This is a genomic window from Kribbella shirazensis (assembly GCF_011761605.1).
Taxonomy (GTDB): domain Bacteria; phylum Actinomycetota; class Actinomycetes; order Propionibacteriales; family Kribbellaceae; genus Kribbella; species Kribbella shirazensis.
Map to the genome: position 1 here is coordinate 5,674,359 of NZ_JAASRO010000001.1, position 17,113 is coordinate 5,691,471.

18 protein-coding genes are annotated in these 17,113 nt (G+C 70.2%); 12 read left to right on the forward strand and 6 right to left on the reverse strand.

The window, feature by feature from the left end; genetic code table 11:
* Positions 1 to 103 precede the first annotated feature (103 nt).
* On the forward strand, positions 104 to 2,257 hold the full coding sequence (locus BJY22_RS27415) for a DEAD/DEAH box helicase (protein WP_238350474.1): 2,154 nt from the start codon (positions 104 to 106) through the stop codon (positions 2,255 to 2,257).
* Between the two features lies 1 nt (position 2,258).
* Here the strand turns inward: BJY22_RS27415 and BJY22_RS41885 are convergent, their stop codons facing one another.
* A complete protein-coding gene (locus BJY22_RS41885; protein ID WP_202891287.1) occupies positions 2,259 to 2,870 on the reverse strand; it encodes a DUF1684 domain-containing protein in 612 nt (203 codons plus the stop codon).
* 11 nt (positions 2,871 to 2,881) lie between these two features.
* A complete protein-coding gene (locus BJY22_RS42630) occupies positions 2,882 to 3,571 on the reverse strand; it encodes a transglycosylase SLT domain-containing protein (protein WP_202891288.1) in 690 nt (229 codons plus the stop codon).
* A gap of 158 nt (positions 3,572 to 3,729) precedes the next feature.
* Between BJY22_RS42630 and BJY22_RS27430 the strand changes: the two genes are divergently transcribed.
* A complete protein-coding gene (locus BJY22_RS27430) occupies positions 3,730 to 4,431 on the forward strand; it encodes a GAF and ANTAR domain-containing protein (RefSeq protein WP_167212106.1) in 702 nt (233 codons plus the stop codon).
* 23 nt (positions 4,432 to 4,454) lie between these two features.
* On the opposite strand, the gene BJY22_RS27435 is transcribed toward BJY22_RS27430, so the two are convergent.
* Positions 4,455 to 5,396: an AraC family transcriptional regulator gene (locus tag BJY22_RS27435; RefSeq protein WP_167212110.1), complete on the reverse strand. Its 942-nt coding sequence runs from the start codon at positions 5,394 to 5,396 to the stop codon at positions 4,455 to 4,457.
* 40 nt (positions 5,397 to 5,436) lie between these two features.
* Here BJY22_RS27435 and BJY22_RS27440 point away from each other — a divergent pair, with 40 nt between their 5' ends.
* The 10 genes from BJY22_RS27440 (at position 5,437) to BJY22_RS27485 (ending at position 14,092) form a co-directional block, all read left to right on the forward strand.
* Entirely contained in the window at positions 5,437 to 6,225 is a 789-nt protein-coding gene (locus tag BJY22_RS27440) for an Fpg/Nei family DNA glycosylase (protein ID WP_167212113.1), read from the forward strand.
* A 41-nt stretch (positions 6,226 to 6,266) separates the two neighbouring features.
* Complete coding sequence (locus tag BJY22_RS27445; RefSeq protein ID WP_202891289.1) at positions 6,267 to 6,986, forward strand: methyltransferase domain-containing protein; 720 nt, start codon at positions 6,267 to 6,269, stop codon at positions 6,984 to 6,986.
* 91 nt (positions 6,987 to 7,077) lie between these two features.
* On the forward strand, positions 7,078 to 7,653 hold the full coding sequence (locus BJY22_RS27450; RefSeq protein ID WP_167212119.1) for a dihydrofolate reductase family protein: 576 nt from the start codon (positions 7,078 to 7,080) through the stop codon (positions 7,651 to 7,653).
* 9 nt (positions 7,654 to 7,662) lie between these two features.
* Entirely contained in the window at positions 7,663 to 8,247 is a 585-nt protein-coding gene (locus BJY22_RS27455; protein ID WP_238350475.1) for a GNAT family N-acetyltransferase, read from the forward strand.
* Positions 8,248 to 8,414: 167 nt separating this feature from the next.
* On the forward strand, positions 8,415 to 9,038 hold the full coding sequence (locus BJY22_RS27460; protein WP_167212122.1) for a VOC family protein: 624 nt from the start codon (positions 8,415 to 8,417) through the stop codon (positions 9,036 to 9,038).
* Positions 9,039 to 9,122: 84 nt separating this feature from the next.
* A complete protein-coding gene (locus BJY22_RS27465; RefSeq protein WP_167212125.1) occupies positions 9,123 to 9,563 on the forward strand; it encodes a VOC family protein in 441 nt (146 codons plus the stop codon).
* Positions 9,564 to 9,594: 31 nt separating this feature from the next.
* Positions 9,595 to 10,329: a helix-turn-helix transcriptional regulator gene (locus tag BJY22_RS27470; RefSeq protein ID WP_167212128.1), complete on the forward strand. Its 735-nt coding sequence runs from the start codon at positions 9,595 to 9,597 to the stop codon at positions 10,327 to 10,329.
* Between the two features lie 64 nt (positions 10,330 to 10,393).
* Complete coding sequence (locus BJY22_RS27475; protein ID WP_167212130.1) at positions 10,394 to 10,783, forward strand: VOC family protein; 390 nt, start codon at positions 10,394 to 10,396, stop codon at positions 10,781 to 10,783.
* A gap of 31 nt (positions 10,784 to 10,814) precedes the next feature.
* On the forward strand, positions 10,815 to 12,896 hold the full coding sequence (pta, locus tag BJY22_RS27480; RefSeq protein WP_167212133.1) for a phosphate acetyltransferase: 2,082 nt from the start codon (positions 10,815 to 10,817) through the stop codon (positions 12,894 to 12,896).
* On the forward strand, positions 12,893 to 14,092 hold the full coding sequence (locus tag BJY22_RS27485; RefSeq protein ID WP_167212136.1) for an acetate/propionate family kinase: 1,200 nt from the start codon (positions 12,893 to 12,895) through the stop codon (positions 14,090 to 14,092). The genes pta and BJY22_RS27485 overlap by 4 nt, the downstream gene beginning before the upstream one ends.
* 1 nt (position 14,093) lies before the next feature.
* Here the strand turns inward: BJY22_RS27485 and BJY22_RS27490 are convergent, their stop codons facing one another.
* From BJY22_RS27490 to BJY22_RS27500, 3 genes are read right to left on the reverse strand one after another with little or no spacing between them, the layout of a single operon-like run.
* Positions 14,094 to 14,909, reverse strand: a complete 816-nt coding sequence (locus tag BJY22_RS27490; protein WP_167212139.1) for an amino acid-binding protein — start codon at positions 14,907 to 14,909, stop codon at positions 14,094 to 14,096.
* 56 nt (positions 14,910 to 14,965) lie between these two features.
* A complete protein-coding gene (gene lhgO, locus BJY22_RS27495; RefSeq protein ID WP_167212141.1) occupies positions 14,966 to 16,162 on the reverse strand; it encodes an L-2-hydroxyglutarate oxidase in 1,197 nt (398 codons plus the stop codon).
* A gap of 44 nt (positions 16,163 to 16,206) precedes the next feature.
* Positions 16,207 to 17,013, reverse strand: a complete 807-nt coding sequence (locus BJY22_RS27500; RefSeq protein WP_167212144.1) for an alpha/beta fold hydrolase — start codon at positions 17,011 to 17,013, stop codon at positions 16,207 to 16,209.
* Positions 17,014 to 17,113: the final 100 nt, after the last annotated feature.

Genomic DNA, 17,113 nt, shown 5'->3' on the forward strand with positions numbered 1-17,113 from the left:
GACGATCATCCGCTCGGCACAGGGTGGCGTCTCGTCGGTGGGTCGGTTCTCGCGCGGTCCGGCGTACCGTCACGGCTCCGGCCGTGGCACGACACAGGAGGAAATGTTGGCCCGACGAGGTCAGCGCCAGCCCGGCGCTACCCGTTCCGCTCCCCGTCGACGGCGGCGTGCCCGCGACGGCGAGTCCGACGGTCTGATCCAGGTCCTCGCGCAGGCCGTGCGCGAGGTCGAGAACGCGGTCACCCGCGGTGCGATCAAGCCGTCCACCAGGACGAAGTTCCAGATCGTGGCCCTGCTGGTCCGCGAGGAGCGGGCCCGGGTGAACGGCGACGACTCCGCCGGCGAGGCGTACCGCACCGAGCAGCTCCGGCGGCTGGACGGGATCGCGACGATCCTGGCCAAGACCGCCGCGATGGAGCCCTCGCTGCTCGGCCTGCTGGCCGAGGACGCGGTGATCTCCGACGCCGCGGCCGCCCTCAAGCGGCAGATGCTCGAGGACGCCGGCATGGAGGTGCCCGAGGAGCCGGAGCCCGCCGAGCCGGTCGCTCCCCCGGAGACCCAGACCCGGCGCGTGGTCCCGCAGGCCGTGGTGTCCCGGCAGCTCGCCAACCCGTTCCTCGCCCCCGACTTCTCGGCGGCGCCGTCCCGTCCGGCCGGGCCGAGCCGGCTGGGCGGCTGGGAGCTGATCGGGCCGCTGCTGCGCTCGTTCGAGCATGCCGCCGCCTCCGCCAGCATGACCCTGCCCGAGCCGACGTCGCCGAAGCTGGCCGGCGGTATCGACGCGCTGCGGCACCGCGGCCTGGAACTGATGCCGCACCAGGCCCGCCTGATCGCCGCCGCCGCGAACGACCACCGGACCTTCCTGCTGGCGGACGAGCCCGGTCTGGGCAAGACCGCCCAGGCGCTGCTGGCCGCCCAGGCCGCCGATGCCTATCCCCTGCTCGTCGTCGTGCCGAACGTCGTGAAGACGAACTGGGCCCGCGAGGCAGGCCTGTGGACGCCCCGCCGTACGCCGACCGTGATCCACGGCGACGGCGACTCGATCGACGGCTTCGCGGACATCGTCGTGGTCAACTACGAGATCCTCGACCGGCACGTCGGCTGGCTCGGCGACCTCGGCTTCCGCGGCATGGTGGTCGACGAGGCGCACTTCATCAAGAACAAGAAGTCCCAGCGGTCCCGCAATGTGCTCGAGCTGTCCGGCAAGATCCGGTCCCGGATGTCCCGGCCGCTGCTGATGGCCCTCACCGGGACGCCGCTGATCAACTCGATCGAGGACTTCACCGCGATCTGGGAGTTCCTCGGCTGGATCGACGAGAAGGCGCCGCTGGCCGAGCTGATGGACAAGCTCGACGCGACCGACCTGACCCCGGCCGACCCGGGCTTCGCCGCGGCCGCGCGGGCCAGTGTGATCGACATGGGCATCGTCCGCCGACGCAAGGTGGACGTCGCCGCGGACATCCCGGCCCGCCGGATCGCCGACCTGCCGGTCGAGCTGGACGGCGCCGTCGGCCGCTCGATCCGCGCCGCCGAGCGGGAGCTCGCGGACCGGCTGGTCGAGCGGTACCGGACCGCCCTGGAGACCCGGCGTTCCGGTGCCGTCGTGGACGGTATCGACCACGACCTGGTGCGTCAGGTGGCCGGCTGGGAGCGGACCGAGATGGCCGCCAAGAAGACCGGCGACAACGTCTTCAGCCTGTTCCGCCGGATCGGTCAGGCCAAGGCGGGCCTGGCCGCCGACTACGCCGCCCAACTGGCGCAGAACGTCGGCAAGGTGGTGTTCTTCGCCCGGCACATCGAGGTGATGGACACCGCGGAGGAGCTGTTCGCCGAGCGCGGCATCCGGTACTCGTCGATCCGCGGCGACCAGACCGCCCGCACCCGGCAGAAGAACATCGACGCCTTCGTGAACGATCCCGAGGTGTCGATCGCGGTCTGCTCGCTGCTCACCGCGGGCGTCGGCCTGAACCTCCAGGTCTCGTCGAACGTCGTCCTCGCCGAGCTGTCCTGGACGAACGCCGAGCAGACCCAGGCGATCGACCGGGTGCACCGGATCGGCCAGGACGAGCCGGTCACCGCGTGGCGGATCATCGCCGCGCAGACCATCGACACCCGCGTCGCGGACCTGATCGACGCCAAGGCCGGCCTGGCCGCCAAGGCGCTCGACGGTTCCGACGAGGAGGTCGGCTCCTCGGCCGACTTCCAGCTCGAGGCCCTGGCCGCCCTCCTCACCCGGGCTCTGGAGGCCTCCGCCTGAGTCAGCCCGACAACTCGCCCACCGGCAGCTCGGCACCGACCGTGTTGGTTGCCGGTGCCAGCGGGCAGGTCCAGTCCGGGCTGTAGGCGCAGGACGGGTTGTAGGCGAAGTTCAGATCGACGACCAGCCGCCCCTGCGCGAGGTCGCTGCCGAGATCGGCGCCCTTCACGGTGTCGATCAGGTAGCGGCCGCCGCCGTACGTCGACCTGCCGGCCACCGCGTCCTTCACCGGGACGAACAGGCCGCCGCCGTACGACTCCAGCCACCAGACGTCCAGGTCGCCGATCGGCAGCCGCAGTACGCCGACCCGGGAGAACGGGATCACGCCGTCGGTCGCGGACTCGAACTCCCAGCTGAACGGCTCGACGTCGGCGTCGACGGTCGCCTCGAAACGCAGGTCCGGACGGTACGGCGCGACGCGCGCTCCCGGGTACGACGCACGCTGCTCGCGCGGGACCGGCGAGGCGGGGTGGTTCGTCAGCAGCTCGTTGCGGCGGGCCTGCCAGCGGGCGTGGGCGACGGCCGGATCCGGCTCGGCGCGCACGGAGAGGTACAGCGCGAACACCTCCCGCCGCCAGTCGGCCACGGCCAGTGCCGGTGCTGCGAACTCCACAGGGTCTCCCGTCAGCTCTTGAGTGCTTCGGCGGACTTCTCCCAGTTCTTGTGCAGGCGGTCGAGGTACGACTGCGCCTGCGGGCCGGCCTTGCGGCCGCGGGCGAAGATCCGCATGTTGCCGCCGCCGGCGTTGTAGCCGAGGGCAAGCAACTCGTCCTTGGTGTAGAGGCCGGCGCGCTTGGCCGGCAGCCGTTCGGCCAGGTCGTGCAGGTGCCAGGCCGCCGCCTGGATGGCCAGCGCGGGGTTGTCCGGCAGCTCCTCCCACTTCCGTTGCGCGAACGGCCGGCCGCGTTTCGTCTCGTCGAACGCGGGCTTGTGCATGTTCGCGATCCCGAACGCCGGGTCCGAGTCGACCTCCGCCCACTGCCGCTCGAACTTCGGGTCGTGCGGCTTGTACGACTCGTTGTACAAGATTGCCATCAGCAACTGCGGATTGATTCCGGCCTGCTTCGCGTACCGCCGTACGTCGGCCGCGAAATGCGCCGGGTCGTAGTCCTCGTACCACGGTTCGGCGCTCGTCGCCGTCGGCTGACCGGCCGACTTGGGAGCGATCGGTGTACTCACGGTCGGCTTGCTCGCGGTCGGCTGCGGCGTGGCGTTGGTCACCGGCTGACCGGCGTTGTCATCCGAGCACGCGCTCCACGCCCCGGCCACCAGGATCCCGACCGCCACCCACGCCCAGCCCTTCGCCACCTGCACCCCTCCAACCTAGCCGTCCGGCGAACTTCCACCTGTCCACGGAACGCAATTTCGCGGCAATCGCGTCAGAAGGCAGCGGAAACGGCATAACAGCCGCATGATGTTCCCACGGCGGCCCGATGGCGGGCACCCGCGCCGGACCGCCAGGAGAGACGAAGATGACCATGATCGACCCGACGAAGGACGGTGCTGCCTCGTCCTTCGCCAGCCTTGCCGTCGAGCTGCACGACGCCCCAGGCGTCGAAGAGACACTGGACGCGGTTGTCCAGTACGCCCTGCAGGCCCTCAGCTGCACGTACGCCGGGGTGGCGTTCTCCGCCCGCGGTTCGCGTGTGGAGGTGGCCGCGGTCACCGATCCGGTCGTCGCCGAGGTGTACGAGCTCCAGCTCAGCAGTCAGCACGGTCCGCTGGTGTCAGTCCTGCAGGAAGGCCGGCCGATCCTGATCCAGGACACCGGCAGCGACGACCGCTGGCCGGAGTGGGCCGCGAAGGTCGCCGCGCTCGGGGTCCGCAGCGTGCTCGACGTACCGCTCGCGACCGGTCGTGAGCCGCGCAAAGCGGCCGGCGTGCTCGGGTTGTACAGCCCGAAGGCCGACGCGTTCGGGGAGGACGACGTGGCGGTCGCGCACATCCTCGCGCGGCACGCCTCCGTCGCCCTGGCCTCCGCGCGGCACGAGGCTGCGCTGGCCCAGGCGATCGACGCCCGGAAGCTGGTCGGCCAGGCGATGGGCATCCTGATGGAGCGCTTCGACATCGACGCCGACCGGGCGTTCGCCGTCCTGAAGCGGTACTCCCAGGACACCAACACCAAGCTCCGGGACGTCGCCCAGCAGCTGATCGACACCCGGAAACTGCCCTAGGGCGGGGCTCCCGATCCCAGGGCCTAGCTGCGCGCCAGGGTCGTGCTCGGCAGCTCGCCGTACAGCTCGCGGTACGCCGCGGTCATCCGGCCGTGATGGTGGAAGCCCCACCGCGCGGCGATGCCCACGACAGTGCTGACGGACGGATCGGCGGCCAGCAGCTCCGCACGCACCTCGGCCAGCCGAAGCCTGCGGAGGTGCGCCAGCGGCGTCGTGCCGAGGTGACGCTGGAACGCGGTCTGCAGTGCCCGCACGGTGACACCGGCGGCCGCCGCGATGTCGGCGACGCCGATCGCCTGATCGAGATTCGACTCCATGTACGCCAGCGCGCGCCGGATGCTCGCGGGCCGCGCGTCCCGGCCTTCGCGGTCGGTCATCGCGGTGTTCGGGAAGGTCGCCAGGACGCTCGAGGCGAGCAGCTGCGCGAGGGACGCGAGGACCAGCGGTGACGCCTGGACCACCGGATCCGGGAGCGCGTGGTCGCCCAGGTACGCGATCGTCCGCGACAGCTGGCGCGCCGCCTGACGCGAGTGCGGGCGGTGCTCGAGCAATCGCACCGGAGCGTTGCCCTTCCTGCTGACCCCGGCGACCCGGGTGAGCAGCGCCGGGTCGAACATCGTGATGCTGTACGTCGACCGCCGGACCTTGCCGGCCATCGGCCGGTCCGGGGGCGCGAACGACACCAGGTCGCCCGGATGGAAGTCCTCGCGCCGGCCGCCGGTGGTGTGGTCGACGATGCTGCCGGAGTACACCTCGCAGAGGCAGATCTTGCCGAGCGGGTCGGCGTCGTAGCTCATCTCGAAGCAGATCTCGAGCCGGTCCACGCTCAGTGACTCGGCGGTCGCCCGCGAGATGCGGGTCCGCACATCCGAGGCGCCACCGCCGATCTGCATCTTGGTGTACGCCCGGTTGAGGAATTCCTCGGTCTTCCCCAGATCCTGGCTCTCGAACAGCAACGGCTCCATGGCACCCATGGTGCATGGTGCCGGGTACGGGTGGAAAGAGATGCCTGAGCTGCCCGACGTCGAAGGGTTCCGGCGGGTGCTGACCGAGCACGCGCTCGGCCGCCGGATCCGCCAGGTCGAGGTGCTCGACGCCGGGGTACTTCGGGGCGTGACCGGCGCCGGTCTGCGGCGGGCGCTGACAGGTCATCAGTTCCGCGAGCCGTGGCGGCACGGCAAGCACCTCGTCGTACCGGTCACGGGCTCGCGCGACGGAGCCGCCGTTCTGCTGCACTTCGGCATGACGGGCTCGCTGTACTGGGCGGTGGACGAGAAGCGGCAGCGTTTCGATCGCGTCGTGTTCGGTTTCGCCCACGGAGAGTTGCGGTTCCAGGACATGCGCAAGCTGCACGGCCTGCGGTACGCACCGGACCGGGAGACCGTCGAGCGCTTGCTCGCCGGCCTCGGGCCCGACGCCGCGGAGCTGACTTCCGCGGGGCTGCGTGATCGGCTCGCTGCCCGTCGTGGTCAGGTCAAGCCGGCGCTGATGGATCAGTCGACCGTGGCCGGCCTCGGCAACCTCCTCACCGACGAGATCCTTTGGCGAGCCCGGATCGACCCGCACCGGTCCTGCACGCAACTGGACGGCGCCGACATCCGGCGGTTGCACACCCGGATGCGGACGGTCCTGCGGCAGTCGATCGCGGCGGGCCGGGTGCCACCGCGGAAGAACTGGCTGACCGGACGACGTGACGATCCAGCCGGCTCCTGTCCCCGGTGCGGAACGCCGCTGTCGCACGCCTGGGTCGGTGGCCGAGGTACAACGTGGTGCCGACACTGCCAGCCATGCTGATCGCGTCGTCTTTGCCGGCGCGGCACTCTAGTCTGTGGGGCGTGTTCGACTACGACGCCGAGCTGAAGTTCTATCGGGAGGCTTTCCGTACTGCGTGCGGTATCCGCCCGGGTGATCGCGTGCTCGACGTCGGGTGCGGGACCGGGCAGACGACGCGCGACGCGGCCCGGGATGCGGCGCCGGGGCCGGTGCTCGGCGTGGACGTGTCGGAGCGGATGCTCGACCACGCCCGGCGGAGCACGACGGCCGGCAACGTCACCTACGTCGCGGCCGACGCGACGACGTACGACTTCGCGCCGGTCGACGTCTGCATCAGCCGGTTCGGCGTGATGTTCTTCGCCGATCCGGCGCGCGCGTTCAGCAACCTTCGCCGGGCCGCGAGCCGGGTCGCGTTCCTGGTCTGGCAACCTCGGGCCGAGAACGAGTGGGCGCGCGTGATCCCGGAAGCGATCGGTGGCGCGTTCCGCGACGACTCGCCGTTCACGCTCGGCGATCCCGAGGCCACACGGGACATCCTCACCACAGCCGGCTTCGTCGAGCCGACGTTCACTGCCCTCCGCGAGCCGCTGTACTACGGGCCCGACGTCGAGTCGGCGTACGAGAACGTCCTCCAGCTCCGCGAGCCGCAGGCGCTGCTTGCCGAGCTCGATCCACCCGACGCCGTTCGCGCCAGGTCCACCCTGCGCGAGGCGCTCGCGGCGCATGCGACCGCCGACGGCGTCCTGTTCGACTCCGCGGCCTGGATCGTCACCACGGAGTGATCGGCGTCACATTTCGGGGATGTCGATCCGGTCGGGATCCGCACGACGCCCAGGCACAAGCACATCGGCACGACACCTCAAGGAGCACCAGATGCGTACCCTCATCACCACCGCGTTCATCTCCCTCGACGGCGTGGTCGAGGCGCCCGGCGGCGAGCCGGGGTACCGGAACACGGGCTGGACGTTCAAGGACATCCCGTTCGACGAGGCGGCGTACGCGCTGAAGGGCGAGGAGCAGGAGCAGGCCACCGCGCTGCTGCTCGGCCGGGTCAGCTACCAGGCGTTCTCGCCGGTCTGGCCGGGGATGACCGAGGACTTCGCGGGCTACAACGCGATGCCGAAGTACGTCGTCTCGACCACCCTGCAGGACAGCGACCTCGTCTCGAACTGGGGTGAGACCACCATCCTCCGCTCGCTCGACGACGTGGCCGCGCTCAAGGAGACCGACGGCGGCCCGATCATCGTCAACGGCAGCGTCACCCTGAACCGCAACCTGTCCGACGCGGGACTCATCGACCAGTACAACCTGCTGGTCTTCCCGGTCCTCCTCGGCGCCGGCAAGCGCCTCTTCAGCGACGCCGACCGGGACAAGCTGAAGCTCACCCTGACCGCCAGCGAGTCCTACTCCAACGGCATCCAGAAGCTCCAGTACGACGTACAGCACTAATCTGGCCGTATGGGAACACCCATGATCGATGTCCGGCCCGCGAGCGTGTTCGAGGACGTGCGGGATGTGATCGGGCCGAAGTCGCCGACGGCCAATGTGTGCTTCTGCTTGAGCTATCGCATCCCGTCCAAGCTGAACAACGAGCTGCGCGGGCCGGCGCGGGCGGAGTACGTCGCCGGGCTGTGCCGGGAGACGCCCGCTCCGGGGGTGCTGGCGTACGACGGTGACACGCCGGTCGGCTGGGCCGCGATCGCGCCGCGAGCCGCGACCACGTTCGCGCGGAACCGGAAGATCCCGCACGTCGACGACCTGCCGGTGTGGTCGTTGTGGTGCATCCGCGTCCGGCCCGGTCATCGCGGTCAGGGCATCTCGCATGCGCTGATCACCGGTGCCGTCGACTTCGCCCGCGAGAACGGCGCGCCGGTCGTCGAGGCCTACCCGCTGGACAACGGCGACAGCAAGGTGGATCTCACAATGGCGTACGCCGGGATCCGCAAGAACTTCGAGCGCGCCGGCTTCACCAAGGCCGCCGACACCACGTCGACCCTCGCCGGCCATCCCCGGATCTTGATGCGCCTCGACGTCCGCAGCTGACCTGCCGCCCGGCCTCAGGCTGTCCGGAGCGGCCGGCGCCCGAACTGACAGCGTCCGGGACCACACTTGTCTGCCAGTGGAAAGACCAGGGACTTCCCCTGGTCCGATGCCGGTGTCGCGGCGGCAGATTGGGGATCACTGAAACACGTTCATCCCTGGAGGAAGCAATGAGCACCGACCTGAAACTGGAAGCCGTCGTCATCCCGGTCGCGGATGTGGACCGGTCGAAGGAGTTCTACGGCGGCCTGGGCTGGCGGCTGGACGCGGACTTCGCGTTCGACAACGGGTTCCGGGTCGTGCAGTTCACGCCGCCGGGCTCCCCCGCGTCGGTCCAGTTCGGCAGCAACATCACCTCGGCCGAGCCGGGCACCGCGCAGGGCCTGTACCTGGTCGTCACCGACGTCGAGGCCGCCCGGTCCGAGCTGCTCGCGCAGGGCGCCAAGGTCAGCGAGGTCTTCCACCCGAGCGCGCCGGGTGCCCAGTTCCGTCCGGGTGAGGACGGCGGCCGGGTGGCCGGGCCCGCGGGCGACCGGTCCAGCTACGGCTCGTTCGCGACGTTCAGCGACCCGGACGGCAACACCTGGCTGCTGCAGGAGGTCACCACACGCCTTCCCGGCCGGGTCAGCGACGCCACCTACACCTCGATCGAGGACCTCGAGGCCGCGCTGCGCCGCGCCGCCGGCGCCCACGGCGAGCACGAGGCCCGCACCGGCCAGGCCGACGAGAACTGGCCTGCCTGGTACGCCACCTACCTGCACGCGGAACGGACCGGCGCCGAACTTCCGCTGTGAAAGTCTCGCGACAGATGTAGAGAACGCCGCCGCGGTCTCGTCCTCCGGGTAAGTTGCAGCACCTACCCGGAGGAGAAGGACACGATGGCGATCAAGCGTATGGACCACATCGGCGTTGTGTTCGAGGACCTCGCGGCGGCGAAGGAGTTCTTCCTCGAGCTCGGTATGGAACTCGTCGGCGAGACCACGGTCTCCGGCGCCTGGGTGGACGGGGTGTCCGGCATGACGGACGTCGTGGCCGACATCTCGTTCCTCCGGACACCCGACGGCCACGGGCAGCTCGAGCTGACGACGTACCGCAAGCCGCTCGCGACGACCCTCGAGCCGTCCGCACCACCGAACACGCTCGGCATCCGGAACCTGATGTTCGTGGTCGACGACGTCCACGACACCGTCGAGCGCCTGAAGGCCCACGGCGGCGAGCTGGTCGGCACGATCGAGGAGTACGGACCGTCCATCCACTTCTGCTACCTGCGCGGCCCCCAAGGCGTCATCATCGCGCTCGCGGAGGAGCTCGACCGCTGAATTGTCCATGCTCCCGCCTAGCCTGCGATGCATGAACCGGATCGATCGGCTGTACGCGCTCGCGGAGGAGTTGCGCGCGGCGGGACCACGAGGGCGTACGGCGCGGCAGCTGGCGGCTCGTTTCGAGGTCAGCGTGCGGACGATCGAGCGTGATCTCAGTGCGCTCGGGCAGGCCGGCGTACCGCTGGCGACGAAACAGGGCCGCGCCGGCGGGTACTCCGTGGACCGCGCGATGAGCCTCCCACCGCTCAACTTCACGCCGCGGGAGGCCATGGCCGTCGCGGTCGCGCTGAGCCACAGCGACCACGTGCTGTTCGCCCGCGACTCCCGGACCGCGCTGCAGAAGATCGTGGCCGCGATGCCTCAGCCGGCTCTCGACGAGGCACGGACCGCGGCCGCGAAGGTGCGGCTGCTGGTGCGGCCCGTGCCCGATCCGGACGGCGAGATCGCCGAGCTGATCTGGCGTGCCGTCCGGGACGACCAGGTACTGCGGATCGCGTACACCGACGTCGGCGGCATCGAGACCGTCCGCGAGGTCGAGCCGCAGCACGTCGTCGTCGGGCCGAACGGTTCCTATCTGACCGCCTGGTGTCACCTGCGCCAGGAGGAGCGGGTCTTCCGGATGGACCGGATCACCAAGGCCGAGCGCACCGCCGCGCTCCCCCAGCGTCCGCCGGCCTCGCGCCGCCTCCAGGTGGACGGCTTCGAGACGCGGCTGCCGGAGGCCGCGCTGCATCCCGAGGACCTTTCCCCAACACCGACATAGGGCTGTCGCGAACCGCTGCGAACGTGGTCTCACCGCACGATCCGATCCATCGAAGGAGAGATCCATGAGCATTCCCGCCCCTGGCACGCTGGCCTGGTTCGAGGTCGCGACCGACGCCCCGGAAGCCGCCGAGAAGTTCTACGGCAGCCTGTTCGACTGGTCCTTCGGTTCCTCCGGGAGCCAGACGTCCGGCGGCCTCGACTACCGCAACATCACTGCTTCCGGCGCGGACCGGCCGATGGGCGGCCTGTTCGCCACCAACGGCGAGCTGCCCAACCACGCCGTCTTCTACATCCTGGTTGCCGACGTCGACGCAACCTGCACGGACGCCGAGCAGCTAGGCGGCACCGTCGTGAACAAGCGCCTCGGCAACGGCGGCGGCACGCCGGACTTCGCCTACCTGCGCGACCCGTCCGGCAACCAGTTCGCCGTCTTCACACCCCGCCCCGCCTGACCCCACCCTGCGGTTCCGTAGGGTTCCGGGTATGGGTAGCAGTGTCTACGTAGCTTCGGTGGAGGGGACGACCGGGAAGTCGACGGTCGCTCTCGGGCTCCTGCATCAGCTGGCGCGCCGGGTCGGGCGGGTGGCGGTGTTCCGGCCGATCGTGCGGGCGGACACGGCCACACACGGCGGGCGCGACTACGTCCTCGAGCTGCTGATCTCGCAGGACGCCGTCGACCAGTCGTACGACGACGGGGTCGGCGTCACGTACGACGACGTCCACGAGGATCCCGACGCGGCGCTGGACACGATCGTGCAGCGGTACCACGCGGTGGCCGAGCACGCCGATGCGGTCCTGATCGTCGGCAGCGACTACACCGACGTCGGCACGCCGACGGAGTTCTCGTTCAACGCCAAGATCGCGGCCAACCTCGGCGCACCGGTGCTGCTCGTGCTGAACGGCTTCGGCCGTACGCCGAACGAGGTCCGGGCGATCGCCGACATGGCCGCGACCGAACTCGCCGCGAACCACGGCGCGCTCTTCGCGGTGATCGCGAACCGGGTGGACGAGGGCGACGGCGCGCCGCTGGTCGCGGCGCTCGACGGCATCGGCGCGCCGGCGTTCGCGATCCCCGAAGAGCCGGTGCTCAACCAGCCGCTGGTGGCCGATCTGCTCGGCCCGATCGACGGCCGGCTGGTGAGCGGCGACCCGCAACTGCTGACCCGCGAGGTCACGGGCCTGATGATCGCCGGCATGACGATGCCGAACGTGCTCGACCGGCTCTTCGATGGCGCCGCGGTCGTCACCGCCGGGGACCGCCCGGAGGTCGTGCTCGGCGTCCTGATGGCACACGCCTCCCGGAACTTCCCGCAGATCGCGGCGGTCGTCCTCAACGGCGGCTTCGCACTCCCCGACCAGGTGCAACGCCTCATCGAGGGCCTCGGCGTCACGCTGCCGATCATCGAGACCGGGCTCGGTACGCAGGCCACCTCCGCCAAGCTGACCGCCGTTCGCGGCCGGCTGACCAAGGACGCGCCGCGCAAGATCGACACCGCGCTGGCGCTGTTCGACCAGTACGTCGACGGTACGGCGCTGCTCGACCAGCTCGCGCTCGCCCGGAGCAGTGCGGTGACGCCGCTGATGTTCGAGCACCAACTGGTCGACCGGGCGGTCTCCGATCGCCGGCACATCGTGTTGCCCGAAGGCGACGAGGAGCGGATCCTGCGCGCGGCCGACGTCCTGCTGCGCCGTGGTGTCGCGGACCTGACGCTGCTCGGCGATCCGACCACGATCAGCGCGAAGGCGGCGTCGCTCGGCGTGGACGTGGCCGCGGCCCGCGTCGTACACCCGGAGAACAGCGACCTTGCGGAGCAGTTCGCCGCCGAGTACCACCGGCTGCGGCAGCACCGGGGCGTCGACCTCGACCGTGCCCGCGAGCTGGTCCGGGACGTGTCGTACTTCGGCACGATGATGGTCCAGCTGGGTCTCGCGGACGGGATGGTGTCGGGCGCGGTCCACACCACCGCGCACACGATCCGGCCGGCGCTCGAGGTGGTCAAGACGGTGCCGGACGTCTCCGTGGTCTCGTCGGTGTTCTTCATGTGCCTGCAGAACCAGGTCCTCGTGTACGGCGACTGCGCGGTGAACCCGGATCCGACCGTGGAGCAGCTCGCGGACATCGCGATCTCGTCGGCCGCGACCGCGGTGGCGTTCGGGGTCGACCCGCGGGTCGCGATGCTGTCGTACTCGACCGGCACGTCCGGCGCCGGCACCGACGTCGAAAAGGTGTCCAAGGCAACCACCATCGTCCGCGAACGCGCACCGCATCTCCTGGTCGAGGGACCGATCCAGTACGACGCCGCGATCGACAGCGCGGTGGCACGGACGAAGCTGCCCGACTCCCCCGTCGCCGGCCGGGCCACGGTCTTCGTCTTCCCGGACCTGAACACCGGCAACAACACGTACAAGGCAGTCCAGCGCTCGGCGAACGCGGTCGCGGTCGGCCCGGTCCTGCAGGGTCTGCGGAAGCCGGTCAACGACCTGTCCCGCGGAGCGACGGTCCGCGACATCATCAACACGGTCGCGATCACCGCGATCCAGGCCCAGCAGGGAGCAGCCCGATGAGCGAGCACGTGCTGGTGATCAACGCGGGATCGTCATCGCTCAAGTACAGCCTGATGGACACAGGCTCGGGCGACGCCGTCGCGAGCGGGCTGGTCGAGAAGATCGGTGAGGACCAGAGCCATCACGTGCATCACGGGCCGTCGGGGGATGCCGAGGACGATCAGGCCGTGGCCGATCACGAGGCCGCGCTGGAGGCCGCGGTCCGGGCGTTCGAGAAGCACGGTCCTGCACTCGACTCGGTGGACATCGTCGCGGTCGGGCATCGTGTCGTGCACGGCGGTGACAGGTTCGCGGAGCCTGCGCTGGTGGACAACGACCTGATCGCGGCGGTGAACGACCTCGTGCCGCTCGCTCCGTTGCACAACCCCGCGAATCTCGAGGGCATCGAGGTCGCCCGGCGCCTCTTCCCTGACCTTCCGCATGTCGCCGTCTTCGACACCGCGTTCCATCAGACGTTGCCGCCGTACGCCTACACCTACGCGGTGCCGGCGTCCTGGCTGGACGACTACGGCATCAGGAGGTACGGGTTCCACGGCACGTCGCACGCCTTCGTGTCCGAGCAGGCGGCACGGCTGCTCGACCGCGATCCCGGCGAGGTGAACGTGATCGTGCTGCACCTCGGCAACGGGTGCTCCGCGACCGCCGTCCGCGCGGGGAAGTCCGTCGACACGTCGATGGGCATGACGCCGCTGGAGGGCCTGGTCATGGGAACGCGGTCAGGTGACCTCGATCCGGCGATCCACGGGCATCTCGCGCGCGTCGCGGACCGGACCGCCGAGGAGACAGACCGCGCGCTCAACAAGGAGTCCGGGCTGAAGGGCCTGACCGGCGTCAACGACTTCCGTGAGGTGTCGCGGCGCCGGGCGGACGGTGACGAGTCGGCGCAGCTCGCGTTCGACGTGTACTGCTACCGGCTCAAGAAGTACATCGGCGCGTACTACGCCGTACTCGGGACCGTCGACGCGATCGTCTTCACCGCGGGCGTCGGCCAGAACTCCGCGGAGGTCCGCGCCGCCGCCCTCGACGGACTGGAGTCGCTCGGCATCCACCTCGACCCGGCGCGCAACGCCGACCTCGGCGGAGTTCTGGCCGGCGCGTTCGTCTCCACCGACGACAGCCCGGTCGCGGTGCTGGTCATCCCCACCAACGAGGAGTGGCAGATCGCCCGCCAGGCCGTGGAGGTGCTGAGCCGGTAGCTCACCTGCTGATCGTCTGCGCCGCCTCCGCCAGCTCGGCGAGCCGGTGAGCGCGGGCGGACTCCGCCGGTGTGAACGGCTCGCCCGGCCGGCTGAAGACGAACAGCCCGGTCCACGGTGACGGGACCTTCAGGATCGTGCCGTCGTACGGCAACTGGCCGGCCAACGTCGCCCGGTCGGTGACCAGGTGCGCACCGAGGAGCTCGGCGACCGCGTGCGGGAGTTCGGCCGGGTCCGCGACGACCCGCGCCGACAGGCTCAGCGCCTTCGTCTGTCCGTCGACCAGCGCCAGCGCGGTCGTCGGCCAGACGTGCGTCTCACGTCCACCGCCCGCCTCGACAGCGTCCTCCAGGTCGGCGGCCGTGATCCCGTCCGGTGTCGAGACCACCAGCTCGTCGCGTACTCCGTTGTCGACCGGATGGACGTGCAGCCCCAGGATGTTGGTCTCCAGGTCGGCGAGCCGCCGGGTGATGTGCTCCAGCGATCCCGCGCGGTCGTCGAGCGTCACACGGATCCGCCACAGCGTCCCGATCCCCTGCCGCGGCCGGACCTTCGGTGCATGCAGCCACGACCGCAGCAGCCGCATCGTCGACGGCTCGACGACCCAGATCACCAGCGCCGTCGTCACACTCGCGAGCACGGCGACAGAGATCAGGTACGGCGGATGCGCGGCCAGCACCACCGCGTGCAGCGCCAGCTCCACCGGGGCGATCGCCACCAGCTTCGCCAGCGTCAACCGCAACCGCCGTGGTCGCGGCAAACGTCCACACACCTCACAGGCGGTCCCACCGGTGAGCGTCGTACGCAACGAGTCCATGCCACACAGAATCCCCGGCCAAGATTGCCCAGCTGTTGCACCGGTGTGACGTTTGCTCAGGCCCGGTCGGCGGTCAGTTCTTCGGCGATGCGGTTGCCGATGACCAGGCAGGCGGTGGCGGCCGGCGACGGTGCGTTGAGGACGTGCAGGGCGCGGCCGTCGCGGAGGAACAGGAAATCGTCGACGAGCTTGCCGTCGCGGGTCACGGCCTGGGCGCGGACGCCGGCGCCGGAACGCCGGACGTCGGCGACCTGCAGCTCGGGAAGCATCCGCCGGGCCTCGCGCACCAGCGCGCGGCCCGTGAGCGACCGGGCGATCTCCTTCGCGCCGGTCCGGGCGTAGCGGCGCGCGAGGCGCCACGAGCCGCGGTACGTCGCGGACTCCCACACGTCCCGCGGCACGATCTTCGACCAGGAGTAGCCTTCGCGGGCCAGGGCGGGTACGGCGTTCGGTCCGATGTGGACCGTCCCGTCGATCCCACGGGTCAGGTGCACGCCGAGGAACGGCAAGTCGGGATCGGGCACCGGGTAGACCAGCCCCCGCACCAGATGCTCCCGCCCCGGGACGAGCTCGCTGAACTCGCCGCGGAACGGGAGGATCCGCACACCGGGCTCGAGACCGGACGCCCGCGCGAGCCGGTCGCTGTGCAGTCCCGCGCACACCGCGGCACGGTCGGCCTCGATGACGTCGTCCGCCGTACGAACCCGAACCGTCGAGCCCGCGTTCTCGACGGCGGTCACGGTCACGCCGGTGCGGATCTCACCGCCGGCCGCCCGGACGTCGTCGGCCAGGGCGGCGGCGACGAGCCGGAAGTCCACCCGACCGGTCGAGTCGACCGCGAGTGCGCCCTTCACCCGCAGATGCGGTTCGCGGTCGGCCACCTCGTCGAGGGTCAACCGACGGACCGGTACGCCGTTCTCGCGGCCGATCCCGAACAGCCGGTCGAGCTGCGGCAACTCGGACTCGGTCGTGGCGACGACGAGCTTGCCCGGTACGTCGAGCGGGATGTCCTTCTCCTCGCAGTACTCGCGCAACGCCGTACCGCCCGCGACCGCGAACTGTGCCTTCAGCGAGCCGGGCCGGTAGTACAGCCCGGAGTGCACAACGCCCGAGTTGTGCCCGGTCTGGTGCGCGCCGACCGACGGTTCCTTCTCCAGTACGACGACCGACGTACCGGGATCCAGCCGCTGCAGGCTCCGCGCCACAGCCAGGCCGACAATCCCGCCACCAACCACCACCGCAGATCTCGTCACCTGCTAAAAGATGCACGACGAGCGGCCAGAAATACACCCGCGCGCTACAGCCACTCCCGCAGCAGGCTCGCCAGCCCGACCGGTGCGTCGTACTGCATCAGGTGGCCGGCCTCCGGCACCTCGACGTACGACGCACCGGGGATCAGGCTCGCGAGCCGCTTCCCGGTCGCGGTCGGGATCCACGCGTCGTCGCGGCCCCACACCACCTTGACCGGGATCGTGAGCTCGCCGACGGTTCGCTCGTTCTCGACCAGGTACTGCTCGTCGTACTGCGCGATCTGCCGGTAGAACGCCGGCTGCCCGTCGGCCGTGAGCCACGGCGCCACGAGCTCGTCCAGCTCCGCCGACCGCAGCCCGCGGTGACTCGCGTTGCCCACGTACGCGCGCACGATCGCCTCGTGGATGTACGGCGGCAACTCGTCGAGCGTCGTCGGATACCGCTTCACGAACTGGAAGAACGGCGAACCGCTCGGCGGAATCGCGACGACATCCACCAGCAGCAGCGAGGCGTACGACGCCTTCTCGGCCAGTGTCGCGCGGAGTGAGACGGCTCCACCGAAGTCATGCGCCACGACGCGCGGCCGGTCGAGCTCCCACTCCCCGAGCAGGGCCGCGAACGCCTTCGCCTGCACACCGAAGTCCACCGCGTGCTCAGGATCCTTGGACGACGCGCCGTACCCCGGCATGTCCCAGAGGTACACCGTGAAGTCCTCGCTCAGCGCGTCGGCGTACTTCGACCACACGCGCGACGAGAACGGCGTCCCGTGACAGAACACCACCGCAGGACCACTCCCCGCGCGCCCCCACGCGATCGACCGCCCTTCCCACTCGAACCGCTCTTTGACGTCCATGCACCCAACCTAACCACTCAACCGGCTCACAATGGTTATCAACTCTCCCTGAAGGCCGCTGATCACGAAGCTTGGTCGCGAGCTCTTGCGATGGAATTAT

Coding starts and splice junctions, on each gene's coding strand:
- BJY22_RS27455 (WP_238350475.1), top strand. CDS start 7,663: ATGGGAACACCCATGATCGATGTCCGGCCCGCGAGCGTGTTCGAGGAC.
- BJY22_RS27460 (WP_167212122.1), top strand. CDS start 8,415: ATGAGCACCGACCTGAAACTGGAAGCCGTCGTCATCCCGGTCGCGGAT.
- pta (WP_167212133.1), top strand. CDS start 10,815: ATGGGTAGCAGTGTCTACGTAGCTTCGGTGGAGGGGACGACCGGGAAG.
- BJY22_RS27435 (WP_167212110.1), bottom strand. CDS start 5,396: ATGGAGCCGTTGCTGTTCGAGAGCCAGGATCTGGGGAAGACCGAGGAA.
- BJY22_RS27485 (WP_167212136.1), top strand. CDS start 12,893: ATGAGCGAGCACGTGCTGGTGATCAACGCGGGATCGTCATCGCTCAAG.
- BJY22_RS27415 (WP_238350474.1), top strand. CDS start 104: ATGTTGGCCCGACGAGGTCAGCGCCAGCCCGGCGCTACCCGTTCCGCT.
- BJY22_RS27500 (WP_167212144.1), bottom strand. CDS start 17,013: ATGGACGTCAAAGAGCGGTTCGAGTGGGAAGGGCGGTCGATCGCGTGG.
- BJY22_RS27475 (WP_167212130.1), top strand. CDS start 10,394: ATGAGCATTCCCGCCCCTGGCACGCTGGCCTGGTTCGAGGTCGCGACC.
- BJY22_RS27465 (WP_167212125.1), top strand. CDS start 9,123: ATGGCGATCAAGCGTATGGACCACATCGGCGTTGTGTTCGAGGACCTC.
- BJY22_RS27450 (WP_167212119.1), top strand. CDS start 7,078: ATGCGTACCCTCATCACCACCGCGTTCATCTCCCTCGACGGCGTGGTC.
- BJY22_RS27430 (WP_167212106.1), top strand. CDS start 3,730: ATGACCATGATCGACCCGACGAAGGACGGTGCTGCCTCGTCCTTCGCC.
- BJY22_RS27440 (WP_167212113.1), top strand. CDS start 5,437: ATGCCTGAGCTGCCCGACGTCGAAGGGTTCCGGCGGGTGCTGACCGAG.
- BJY22_RS27490 (WP_167212139.1), bottom strand. CDS start 14,909: ATGGACTCGTTGCGTACGACGCTCACCGGTGGGACCGCCTGTGAGGTG.
- BJY22_RS27470 (WP_167212128.1), top strand. CDS start 9,595: ATGAACCGGATCGATCGGCTGTACGCGCTCGCGGAGGAGTTGCGCGCG.